Here is an 11,713-nt window from a genome sequence, read left to right as displayed (position 1 = left end):
CCGCCATCAACATCGCCGGCTCCCTGAGAATGGGTGCCTATCAGCTGCTGGCGCTGTCCGGCAGCCAGCAACCGGTCACCGCCAGCGGCCTGTCCCTTTCAGCCAGCACTGAAAACTACCAGTCCCGGCTTGAAAACTTTGGCCTGTTGCGTGCCATACCTGACGATAGCGGACATGCCATCAGCGTCCGCTACCAAACCATTCTGGATGACTGGCACAACACCTTGCGGCCGGCACTGCTGGCACAGGAGGCCGGTCAACCCGTCGACATCCACCTGAGTGCTACTACCGCCAGCTTCGTGGCCCAGGTGGACGAACTTGTCACCATGCTGGAGCAGCGCACCGAGGCCCGCATCAATCTGCTGCACCTGATCCAGATCATCAGCCTGGTGCTGTCCATTGTTATCGTGATTGCGCTGTTTGTAGACCTTAAAAACCGGGTACTTAAGCCCTTGCGGCAATTGGTAAACATAGCGGTCGCTGTCGGAGAAAAAGATTTTTCCCGCAAAGTAAACCTGCATGGAACGGATGAGTTGTCCCGTCTGGGGGCCGCCTTCGACCAGATGACCTCGGAACTGGCCCAGAGCTACGGAGCACTGGAGAGCGAGACCCGGGCAAAGACCAGAGAGCTTGAAAAAAGCCACGCCGCCCTGGAGCTGCTGCACAGGACCAGCCGGACCCTGTTTGCCAATCATGATCTCTGCGATGGGGCCATCCCCATGTTGCAGGAACTGGAGAAACTGCTGGGCATAGGCCCCATTCGCCTGTATCTCCATGACCGCAATGCCAGCGATCCGGTCGAAGCGGTGGTCACCGCCACCAGAGACCGTCCCTATTATTGCAAGGACCACCACTGCAATGCCTGCCTGGTGACTCCTGAGCAGTATGATGAGCTGCCCCTGGAGGGTAATGACGGACGCCGGCTGCTGCTGCCGATCCGCACCCCGAACCAGTTGCTGGGCACGCTGGAAATCTGGTACCCGGCGGCCCAGGGCCTGTCGGATATTGCCCGCCGGTTGCTGGAAACCCTGAGTGATCAGCTGGCCACCGCGATATTTCTGGAGAATCAGATCACCGAAGAACAGCAACTGACACTGGCGGAAGAACGTGCGGTGATTGCTCGGGAATTACATGACTCCCTGGCCCAGTCGCTCTCCTACCTGAAAATTCAGGTGGCACGGCTTCGTCGTGTCGAGGTGGAGGGTGAACAACAACAGCTCCATAGCGACATACTGGAAGAACTCAGTACCGGTCTCAACAGCGCCTATCGTCAGCTGCGGGAGCTTCTCACCACCTTCCGCCTCAAGCTGGACACTCCGGACCTGGCCACAGCGCTGCGGCGAACGGTTGAGGAGTTTTCGGACCGGCTGGGATTCCCGGTGAGCCTGGACTTCCGGTTGCCACCACAGACCCTGTCTCCCAACGAGGAAATTCATACCCTGCAGATCGTGCGGGAAGCACTGGCCAACGCCGTCAAACACGCCGAAGCGACCGACATCAGCGTGCAGGTCACGTTCCGGTCGCCGCAGGTTCAGATCCGCATTGCCGACAATGGCATCGGCTTGCCAGATAGCGACCATCCACCCCATCACTATGGTCTGATCATCATGCAGGACCGGGCCCGCACCCTGGGCGGAAAAATCCGGGTAAGCAATCACCAAGCCGGTGGCGTTGAAGTATTGCTGACATTTGTACCCAAAAGCCGTCACCTGATCACCTCAGAGGTCGCCAATGGCTGATGGCGGACCTTACCTCTTCCTCAAGACACGGCATAAAAGAGAAGCCCTATGACTGATGCTCCAGCAAGTATTCTGCTGATTGATGACCACCCGTTGCTAAGGCAGGGCATCCGGCAACTGATTGAAATGGAAAATGACATGGAGGTTGTGGGTGAAGCCAGCAACGCCCTGGACGGCATCCGCCTGGCCACCGAACTGGAGCCGGACCTTGTATTGCTGGATCTGAACATGCCGGAAATGAACGGCATCGAGGCCCTGAAAAAAATGCGTGAGCAGGAGGTCTCCTCCCGCATCGTGATCTTTACCGTGTCGGATCATGAAGAAGATGTGGTGGCCGCCCTGCGGGCGGGGGCCGACGGCTATCTGCTGAAAGATATGGAACCGGAGGACATGGTCCTGCAACTGCATCAGGCGGCTGTAGGCAAAATGGTGATCAGCGACCGGCTGACTACCCTGCTGGCCCAGGCGTTGCGCTCCCAGAAGCCCCAGGCCGCCAGCCAGCCCAATTTCGACAGCCTGACCCCCCGCGAGAAAGACATTCTGAAACTGATCGCGGAAGGCCTCTCCAACAAGATGATTGGCCGCCGGCTGGATATCAGTGACGGCACGGTGAAGGTGCATGTAAAGCACCTGCTCAAGAAACTGAACCTGCGGTCCCGGGTTGAAGTGGCGGTATGGGCGGTAGAGGAAGGGTTGCATCGGAGTTGAGCGTTGTCACGGGTCCAGAGAACAAAGTCTACCCGTGCTCTGTGGCCGGGTGGTCTTTCGGAGCAGCGCCATGGATGGCGCGTTAGCATTTCGGGGCAGGATGCCCCTTAAAATGCGGCGGAGAAAGACCACCCGGCAGCAGGGCACACGCCCCCCAGTCTCCCCGGCGACTCCCGTTTGGTTTATATCAACGCAAAGCTGAACGTCATCCGCTAGTCTGAGAAAACACCAGACAACCGGAGAACATCATGGCCCCGACACTGCCCGCGTTCATGTCCAGTCCGCTCATTAATCAGACCCTGGCAGTACTTCGGGAGCAGATCCCTGACCCGGCACCCCTGCTGGGTGTACTGGACCGGCGCGCGCCACTTCCACTGAAACAACTGGTCCTCGAAGCCCCTCTCAACCGCCAGTTTGCACGGGCCATTAAAGAAGGTGAATTCGATGACTTTGAAGGGCGCGCATTGCGGCTGGAAATCCAGGGCAGCGACCTGGGCGTCACTTTCGGATTCTGGCAAGGCCGCTTGCGAGTTCTCGAAGGGCCCGGCGAAGCGACCATCCGCGGCAGCTGGGCCGCCTTTCGGGAACTGGCCGAAAGGCGCCTGGACCCGGATCAGCTGTTTTTCCAGCGACGTCTGGTGATTGAGGGAGATACCGAGTTGGGGCTGAGGCTGAAGAACTTGCTGGATAGCCTGGCGTGAAATAGCATCTTCCACCAGGCACCAATGGATCTATCTTCAAGAAGACAATGCGGGCCCGAACAGCCTGTCGGTAAGCTTCACATACCAGGCTGCTGCCTGCACCTGAACGATATAGGCCAGGGCGATCAGCAGGGCCGCATCGGCACCTTCCGTACCGAATACGCCCATGGCAATAGCCAGGGCAATGGACAGATTCCTCATCACCGTGCCATACACCAGCGCGATGGCATCAGCCCGCGGAAAGAATGCCCTGCCAATCAGGGTACTGATGGCAAAGTTCAACAGATAAATCAGCACCAGGGGCACCAGATAACCCAGCAAGGCACCCGGCTCTTCCACAATATCCTGTGATTTCAGCGCCATAGACACAAACACCACGCCCAGCACGCCCAGCGTCGAGAGCGGTGGAAATCTCGGTTTCAGGTCTTTCTGAAATACCTGCTCGCCATGTCTGGATACCAGATAGCGTTGGGTCAGATTACCCAGCAACAGCGGCAGAAACACAATCAGCGCAATCTGCATGAATACCCTGGCGATGGGAATCTCTATGACCGCGCCCAACAGGCCTTTCAGGTACAGCGGTGCCAGCAGGGAACCTGCAATAAGACCTATCACCGTCATCTGAACCGCTGCCGGTATATTACCCCTGGCAAACCCGGTCCAGGAGATGGTCATGCCCGAAGTTGGCAACAAGGAGGTAAGCAGGATCGCCAGGCGTGCAAACGGCTCATCCGGGAAGAACAGCAGGCCAGCGCCATAGCCGATCGCAGGCACCAGCACAAAGTTGATCAGTTGGGTCACCCACAACAGTTTGCCACTGCCCTTCGTTACCAACTGGCGCAGATTCATGGTGACCATCATCGGGTACACCATCAGGAACGTCAGGGGCAGAATCGCCAGGCGCAGGGGTGAGGGATCAACCAGCTGGCCGGCAACTAGCCCGGCCACCATGGCCAGAGGAATGCTCCAGATCAGATACTTCTGAATCCAGGCGAGTATTGGCCACATAAACGTTCCTCTCGGTGATACTTTTCCTGAAAATGCAGCGGCCTCATACCGCCCCTTCTCGTCAATGACTGTAGACGGAAATCAGTCAAGATGAGCAGAGTAACGCCAGCGGGGCTGCTGCTCAGTGACAATATCACCAAGCAGCCTGAGCATTTTCCGGAAACACCCGAACTCAGCGGTTTCTCCTCATGTTGCCGGCACTCCAGGTCATTCTTGAAAATCCTGGCTGGGCCAAAAACCCAGAGTCCTGAACGAAAGGAGCCGGGATGGATTGCCCGGCTACCGGATCAAGGGCCCACCAGCTCCATCCCGGGCTTGCCATACCAGTATCCGTTGCAGGGTGGTGCTTCCACCAGCTGCAGCGGGTCGGTCGCCGGCATTTCACCCCGGCGCATCTGATCAAAGCGCTGTACCACTTCCTCCATACCCTGATGTTCCGGGCTCAGCCGGATTGTAGACACCCCCATGCGCGCCATATCAGGCAGTTCCCGCATCAGGTCATAGCGGGCGCCAGAAAGTGTAGAAACCCCGTTAAGCCGGAACAGCTCCTGATGTTCGCGGGAACGCAGTTCCATGCCATCCGGATGGTCCAGGCAACGAAACTCGCAGTTGTCTTTGGGCAGGTTGTAATGGCGGGCGGTAAAACAGCGGGAGGACCAGGCCAGGGGCAGAAAGCCCCAGGAGAACACCTCGGCGGGCAGATCCAGCCCTTCCTGGTTTAGCTCACTGATCAACTGACCAAGGGTTTCCTTACCCAGCTCTACCGGCAGGTTCCAGCCCTGCAATCCCTGTCTGGCCAGAATTTTCAGGGTCGCCACGTTGTAGATGTTCATGGACGGACCGGTGATAAACGGAATCTTGTTGCGGATGGCCACCTGCAGGGCACTCTGATCGTTGGCTTCCACCACAAACTCGTCCTGCTCGCAGAACCGGCGTAAACGTCGCAGGTCGGCTTCCGATTCAACCAGGGTCAGGGTTGAGAGCACCACGTTCTTGCCGCAGGCTTTCAGGTCCCGGGCCAGGCCCAGCCAGTCATCGGGTTTCAGCTCACGGCGACGGGAGCAAACCACCTCGCCCAGATAGATCGTGTCGACCGGCCATTCAGCCGCCCTGGCGTAGAATTCGAAAACACTCTGCTTGGACCAGAACCAGAGAATCGGGCCCAGGGATAGTTTCATCATGATCGCAGAACCTTATTTCCATTTGCGATGGTAGGCGCCGATAGTGGTCAGGCCGCCTTCAGAAAGACCAGACAGGGTGTTACGCCACACCGGGTCGACATGGAAGGCTCCGGGGTGGGCATCCAGTTCGTCCAGCGCCTGCCGCCAGGTACGGGCAACATCGGCAATGTAGGCCGGGCTGCGTTGGCGGCCTTCAATTTTTACTGCGCTGATGCCCATGTCTTGCAGCTGCGGCAGCAAGTCCATGGTGTTCAGGCTGACCGGTTCTTCGATGGCGTGGTAGACATTGCCTTCAACCTCAAAGCGGCCCTTGCACAAGGTGGGGTATCCGGCGGATTCACCACGGCCATAGCGGTCGATCAGGACATCATTCAGGCGCGATTCAAGCCCCTCGGGGGTCTCCTGCCAGCGCACGGCCTTGGCCGGGGAGCAGGCACCACGGGTGTTGGGGGATTCGTCGGTGATATAGGAAGACAGATAACAGCGGCCTTCCGCCATGATGCACAGACTGCCAAAGGCAAACACTTCCAGCTCGACCGGACTGTGTTTGGCGACTCCTCTTACCTGATCCAGGGAGAGCACCCGGGGCAGCACAGCGCGGCGGATGTCGAAGTTATCCTTGTAGAACGACAGGGCCTCATAGCTGGTGGCGGAGCCCTGAACAGACAGGTGTCTTGGAATATGAGGGTATTTGTTGGCGGCATAATCCAGCAGCCCCATGTCGGCCAGGATGATGGCATCCACACCCAGCCCTGCGGCCCGATCGACAGCGCCTTGCCAGTGCTGCCAGCCGTCGGGCTGCGGGTAGGTATTGATGGCGCAGAATACCCGACTGCCTTTGGCGTGGGCGTACTCAATCCCCTGCGCTGCCCGTTTTTCATTGAAGTTCAGGCCAGCAAACTGACGGGCATTGGTGCTGTCGCGGAAGCCGAAATACACCGCATCGGCACCGTTATCCACGGCGGTTTTCAGTGCAGGAAGGCTACCGGCAGGGCAGACAAGTTCCATGATTATCGCTCCGGGAAAAAACAATCCCAGAGACTAGCGGGACGGCGGGCAACCACCTTGACCGTTATCAGAACCCGGCCTCCATACCCCAACAGAAGTACTCCTAAGCATTTATTCCTATGCGCTATTTTTTATTTTAATTCATGGTGTTAACAATAAAAAACATAACATTACCAAAGACAGTTACCCCTTCACTTACCTAACCAGATGAATGGCCGGGAGAGCCATTTTATCTACAATGTAGGAAGCAAACAGTTAACCAGAAGGGCATTGCAACATGACGTTACTCAATCAACTCTCCATGCGGGGCAAACTGCTCACTCTGGTCACTCCGGCGGCACTGGTCATTCTTGTGTTTGCGGTGATCAGTATTCAACAGAGTTATAGCAACCTCCGTGAAGCCAGAACCCTGACCGGCATGATTGAACTCGCCCGTCTGGGGGACCCGGTGATTGAACAGCTCCAGAGAGAGCGGGGACGATCCGCCATGTTCTTCGCTGCCGGCACCCGTGACCCGGATGCCGGCAGTGCTCTGCAGGCTCAGCGTCGCCAGACTGACGCCGCGGTCCAGCGTTACCAGGATGCTCTCACCCGATTGGGTGCCGAACATGACCTACCGGAATCGATCACCAGCAGTGTGACTGAAACCGCCCGGGCACTGGCGGTCCTGCCGGACCGGCGCCGTGATATTGATAACCAACGTATTACGGCCGCTGACTCCGCGCGGGAATACACGGCCATTATCGCTGAGCTTATTGCCCGCGAAGGTCAGGTGATCCGTCGGGCAACGGACCCTGACATAGTACGCTGGATGTCTGCCTACCACTTCCTCTCCGAGGCCACTGAAATGGCAGGGCGTGAGCGGGCTATCGGCGCCAGTGTCATACAATCCGGTCAATTCGACCTGCCACGCAGCGTGCAGCTCGCCGAACTGGTGGGACGTCAGGAAGGGCAGCTCGCCATGGCAGCGGACATGCTGTCTGCCGAAGAGCGGGCCAGCCTTATTGCGGCCCTGAATAACCGTCAGAATACCGCCATGGAACAGGTCCGGAACATCCTCAACAGCGGTGAGTCCGGCATCCGCCAGCTTGACGCTGAGCAATGGTTTACCGCGTCCACCAACCGCATCGAAGCCCTCAACGGGGTTCGGCACGGCATTCTGCAGAGCGTTGCCATTGAGACGCAAGGGGTGCTCGACGCAGCCCGCACGGGCCTTGTTGCAACAGCCGTGATCGCCGGCGGTGTACTGCTGGTGGTGCTGGCGCTGATCCTGCTTATCACTGCCGCCATCAACCGCCAGGTTCGCAGCCTGCTTGCGGGCCTTCAGGCAGCAATGGACCAGAAGGATCTCAGCAATCCTCTGCCGGTGACCTCCCGGGACGAACTTGGCAGTATCGGTCAGGCCATCAACCAACTCTTCGCAAAATTCGGCGAAGCACTGAGGCAGATTGACCGCGCCAGCATCCAGTTGGCCACCGCCACCGAGGAAACCAGCTCCACGGCAGGCCAGAATGCTAACCAGATCAGGAACCAGCAACAGACCATCGAGCAGGTAGCCGCTGCCACCGAGGAAATGTCGGCCACATCCGAGGAAATCTCCCGCAACACCCAGCAGGTAGCCGATGCATCCAGCAATGCAATGAACAAGAGCCGCACAGGGGAGCAGGTGTTGCACGCCAGCGTCGGGCGCATTCGTACCCTGGCGGATTCTGTGCAGAACGTGAATGAAGTCATCAGTGAGCTGGAGAAGCGCAGCGGATCAATCACCAACATGATCGATGTGATCCGTCAGGTGGCTGACCAGACCAACCTGCTGGCGCTGAACGCAGCTATTGAAGCCGCACGGGCGGGTGAGCACGGACGCGGGTTTGCTGTGGTCGCTGATGAAGTCCGGACGCTGGCCCGTCAGACCCACGAATCCACGACTGAAATCGAGAGTATCATTCAGAGCTTTCAGAAGGTGACCGAAGATGCCAGCCGCTCGATCCACCAAAGCCATGCCCTGGCCAATGAGACCTGTGAGCAGGCCACAAACCTGGAGCAGACCTTTGCCGATATCCTCAGTGACGTAAACAGCATCTCCGGGATGGCTACCCAGATCGCGACAGCCTCGGAGCAGCAGGTGGCGGTAACCCGCGAACTGGCAGGCAGTATGGAAACCGTCAGTGAATCCGCCATTCTGACCCTGACCGGCTCCCAGGAAATCACCCAGGTAACCGGCGAGCAGGCCCGTCTGGCCCGTCAACTTCAGGATCTGGCGAACGAGTTCAAGGTTCCCGCCTGATGCTGGCTACGGACAAGCGTCTGGCCTGGAGTCTGGCGGCGGAGTGAGGGAGCTTTCTCCGCCGCATTTCAAGGGGCATCCTGCCCCGAAATGCTCACGCGCCATCCCTGGCGCTGCTCCGAAAGCACCCTCACCCCGCCACCGATCAGGCAACGTCATTTCACGCACTGTCACATCAGTGATTTGTCATTTCTTTTCACGGATTGTCTTCCGAAGTCAGAAGCATGGGCCTTCTGGGAGGTCTTTCAAAGCAGGGGCAGGATGCCCCGGAGCAAGGCCGGCCCAGGGATGGGCCGTGAATTGCGGCGGCGAAAGACCTCCCGGAAGGCCCGTGCCGCCACCAAACCCCCAGGCAATCCAGGAGTAACTCAGATAATCCGGGAAAACCGCTGGGAAGCGCCCTCTTTGCGATAGACATCAAACATCTGACAGATAGCCCGGATCAGCAATCTCCCGGAAGGCTGAACCTGCAGCACCCGGCCGTCGTCACGAATCAGGCCGTCATCTGCCATGTGATGCAAACGAGCCAGCTCGTCGGCAAAATAGCGATCAAAGTCCTGTTGCCACATCCCCTGAAACTGCTCCCGGTCGAGCCGGAACTGGCAAATCAACTGGCCGATCACCCAGCGCCGTAACCGGTCGTCATCGGTCAGTTCGACTCCGCGGATAACGGCCAGTTCACCGGCGTCGATAGCCGCTTCCCAGGCTGGCAGGTCGTGGTTGTTCTGGAAGTAGGCGTCATTGGTCTGGCCAATAGCGGAAACGCCAAGGGAAACCAGATCGCAATCCGCGTGGGTGGTGTAGCCCTGAAAATTCCGGTGCAGCCGACCTTCCCGCTGGGCAACGGCCAGGCTGTCATCGGGTTTGGCAAAGTGATCCATGCCAATGTACTCGTAGCCGGCGTCCAGCAACCGGTTGATGGTGTTGTGCAGAATGGTCAGCTTCTGCCGGGGCGTCGGCAGGGTGTCGTCCTTGATACGGGTCTGCGGGTAGAAGCGCTCCGGCAAATGGGCGTAGCTGAATACTGACAGGCGATCCGGCGACATCTCGATCACCGCCTCCAGGGTCTCCGCGAAGCTTTCCGGGGTCTGGTGTGGCAGTCCGTAGATCAGATCCAGGTTGATGGAGCGGAAGCCCAGGCGACGGGCTTCATTGAGCACAGCCTCCGTCATTTCCCGGGGCTGCACCCGGTTTACTGCTTTCTGAACCTGCAGATTGACGTCCTGAACGCCCAGGCTGATGCGGTTGAAACCCAGCTCCCACAGGGTAGCGAGCGTATCCTGGTCTACTTCACGGGGGTCAATCTCGACGCTGTAATCGCGGTCGTCATCGGTCTGCAGGTTGAAAATCTCGCCATAACCGGCCATCAGTTCCCGCATCACGTCCCGAGGCAGAAACGTTGGCGTACCGCCGCCCCAGTGCAGCTGTCTCACTGGCCGCTCAGCACCGAACAGGGCGGCCTGCATGGCCGCTTCCTTTAGCAGACGCTGCACGTACGGCAAGGCCTTGTCGCGCTTTTTGGTGATAACTTTGTTACAGGCGCAGTAGTAACACAGGTGGGCACAGAACGGCAGATGGGTGTACAACGACACCGGCCCGCCAGAGGCCCGGCTACGGACTGCGGCGGCCTCCATGTCAGAGGCCCAGAAATTCCCGTGAAACTCCACCGCCGTGGGGTAGGAGGTATATCGCGGACCACTCAGGTCGTAACGGCTGATCAGCGCCTCATCCCAGATGAAGGCCGGTGAGTTTTCATTAATAACGGTTTTTGGCAAGGCCATAGTCAGTCTTCCGGTGATCTGGATGAGGCAGAATGTCCGGGCTGTCCGGCAGTCTGGAAAGAACGCACTTTCAGCAGACTCACGCAGCCATCTGGTCGTATGAGCCGCATTGTAGTGCAGCCGGGCTGGCGGATTTTTGATGCGGATCAGCTTGAAATGCGAACAGACCCGGGACCTGGCAACAGGATACCCGTTGCCGTCGTGAACCACCCTTGCCCTGCTGGCGTATCCTGCCTACCCCTTAAGGGAGCCTTCCGCTCCTTGCCAGCCAATTGTCAGCGCATCCGGAGCAGCCATGGCCAATATGATTCTGATCCTGGGTGACCAGCTCAGCCATAACCTGAGTGCCCTGACCAACGCCGATCCGGCGGTGGATCGGCTGGTCATGGCGGAGGTCCATGACGAGGCCAGCTACGCCCGCCACCACAAGAAAAAGCTGGTGTTGGTCTTCAGTGCAATGCGCCACTTTGCTGAAGAACTGAAAGCCCGTGGCTGGCAACTGCACTACCACCGTTACGATCCCGACAGCACTCACCAGAGCCTTGAAGCGGTGGTGGCCGAACAGGTAGAACGTCACAAGCCCGAGCGGCTGATCACCACCGAGTGCGGCGAATGGCGATTGCACGAACAGATCGGTCAGTGGCATCAGCGCCTGGGTATTACCGTCGAGATTCTTCCGGATACCCGGTTTATCGCCAGCAAGGATCAGTTTGCTGACTGGGCCAACGGCCGCAAACAGCTGCGAATGGAGTATTTCTACCGGGACATGCGCCGCCAGACCGGGCTGTTGATGACCCCCGAAGGCCAACCGGAAGGCGGGCAGTGGAACTTTGATGCGGACAATCGCCGCAAGTGGACCGGCAAGCCGCCGGCACCCGCCCCCTACCGGCAGGAACCGGACGCTATCACCCGGGAGGTCATCGACCTGGTGAACCGGAACTTTCCAGAGCACTTCGGCACCACCGATGACTTTCACTTTGCTGTCTCCGCAGCAGGTGCAGAAGAGGCCCTGGATCACTTTATCGAATTCGCCCTGCCCTGTTTCGGTGACTATCAGGATGCCATGTCCGAACAGGAAGACTGGCTGTTTCATGCCATTCTTTCACCCTACCTGAACTGCGGCCTGCTGGACCCGCTCGCCGTCTGTGAAGCTGCCGCCAGCGCCTGGTACCGGGGCCAGGCGCCGCTGAATGCCGTTGAGGGATTTATCCGCCAGATCATCGGCTGGCGGGAATACGTCCGCGGCATCTACTGGCTGAACATGCCGGACTACGCCCGCGAGAACCGACTCGGCAACCAGCGC

The 11,713-nt window shown here is 58.7% G+C and carries 9 protein-coding genes; 5 read left to right on the top strand and 4 right to left on the bottom strand.

The annotated features are described in order from the left end of the window. The 3 genes from AAC035_RS11810 to AAC035_RS11800 form a co-directional block, all read left to right on the top strand. Positions 1 to 1,739: ATP-binding protein (locus AAC035_RS11810; RefSeq protein ID WP_339804302.1), on the top strand; the 1,739-nt coding region annotated here is incomplete at its 5' end. Positions 1,740 to 1,787: 48 nt separating this feature from the next. Beyond that, the gene (narL, locus tag AAC035_RS11805) at positions 1,788 to 2,447 is read left to right on the top strand and encodes a two-component system response regulator NarL (RefSeq protein ID WP_339804298.1); all 660 of its coding nucleotides are present in this window, start codon (positions 1,788 to 1,790) and stop codon (positions 2,445 to 2,447) included. Positions 2,448 to 2,695: 248 nt separating this feature from the next. After that, entirely contained in the window at positions 2,696 to 3,148 is a 453-nt protein-coding gene (locus tag AAC035_RS11800; RefSeq protein WP_339804295.1) for an SCP2 sterol-binding domain-containing protein, read from the top strand. 36 nt (positions 3,149 to 3,184) lie between these two features. On the opposite strand, the gene AAC035_RS11795 is transcribed toward AAC035_RS11800, so the two are convergent. The 3 genes from AAC035_RS11795 to AAC035_RS11785 form a co-directional block, all read right to left on the bottom strand. Beyond that, positions 3,185 to 4,156: a bile acid:sodium symporter gene (locus tag AAC035_RS11795; RefSeq protein ID WP_339804291.1), complete on the bottom strand. Its 972-nt coding sequence runs from the start codon at positions 4,154 to 4,156 to the stop codon at positions 3,185 to 3,187. A gap of 287 nt (positions 4,157 to 4,443) precedes the next feature. Continuing rightward, positions 4,444 to 5,337, bottom strand: coding sequence for a U32 family peptidase (locus AAC035_RS11790; RefSeq protein WP_339804285.1), 894 nt, complete (start codon positions 5,335 to 5,337; stop codon positions 4,444 to 4,446). A gap of 12 nt (positions 5,338 to 5,349) precedes the next feature. After that, on the bottom strand, positions 5,350 to 6,345 hold the full coding sequence (locus AAC035_RS11785) for a peptidase U32 family protein (RefSeq protein ID WP_339804283.1): 996 nt from the start codon (positions 6,343 to 6,345) through the stop codon (positions 5,350 to 5,352). Positions 6,346 to 6,622: 277 nt separating this feature from the next. Between AAC035_RS11785 and AAC035_RS11780 the strand changes: the two genes are divergently transcribed. Further along, positions 6,623 to 8,629, top strand: a complete 2,007-nt coding sequence (locus AAC035_RS11780; protein ID WP_339804278.1) for a methyl-accepting chemotaxis protein — start codon at positions 6,623 to 6,625, stop codon at positions 8,627 to 8,629. Between the two features lie 368 nt (positions 8,630 to 8,997). On the opposite strand, the gene hemN is transcribed toward AAC035_RS11780, so the two are convergent. Next, complete coding sequence (hemN, locus tag AAC035_RS11775) at positions 8,998 to 10,410, bottom strand: oxygen-independent coproporphyrinogen III oxidase (RefSeq protein ID WP_339804275.1); 1,413 nt, start codon at positions 10,408 to 10,410, stop codon at positions 8,998 to 9,000. A gap of 295 nt (positions 10,411 to 10,705) precedes the next feature. Between hemN and AAC035_RS11770 the strand changes: the two genes are divergently transcribed. Further along, positions 10,706 to 11,713, top strand: a 1,008-nt coding sequence (locus tag AAC035_RS11770) for a cryptochrome/photolyase family protein (RefSeq protein ID WP_339804272.1), incomplete at its 3' end; no start/stop codon positions are given.

Source organism: uncultured Marinobacter sp. (genome assembly GCF_963974375.1).
Classification (GTDB): domain Bacteria; phylum Pseudomonadota; class Gammaproteobacteria; order Pseudomonadales; family Oleiphilaceae; genus Marinobacter.
The sequence above is the reverse complement of the archived record's forward strand: the minus strand, read 5'-3'. Positions and strand labels throughout refer to the sequence as shown.

What these genes read in the sequence shown, in the direction of transcription:
- narL (WP_339804298.1), top strand. Translation starts at nt 1,788, where the DNA reads ATGACTGATGCTCCAGCAAGTATTCTGCTGATTGATGACCACCCGTTG.
- AAC035_RS11800 (WP_339804295.1), top strand. Translation starts at nt 2,696, where the DNA reads ATGGCCCCGACACTGCCCGCGTTCATGTCCAGTCCGCTCATTAATCAG.
- AAC035_RS11795 (WP_339804291.1), bottom strand. Translation starts at nt 4,156, where the DNA reads ATGTGGCCAATACTCGCCTGGATTCAGAAGTATCTGATCTGGAGCATT.
- AAC035_RS11790 (WP_339804285.1), bottom strand. Translation starts at nt 5,337, where the DNA reads ATGATGAAACTATCCCTGGGCCCGATTCTCTGGTTCTGGTCCAAGCAG.
- AAC035_RS11785 (WP_339804283.1), bottom strand. Translation starts at nt 6,345, where the DNA reads ATGGAACTTGTCTGCCCTGCCGGTAGCCTTCCTGCACTGAAAACCGCC.
- AAC035_RS11780 (WP_339804278.1), top strand. Translation starts at nt 6,623, where the DNA reads ATGACGTTACTCAATCAACTCTCCATGCGGGGCAAACTGCTCACTCTG.
- hemN (WP_339804275.1), bottom strand. Translation starts at nt 10,410, where the DNA reads ATGGCCTTGCCAAAAACCGTTATTAATGAAAACTCACCGGCCTTCATC.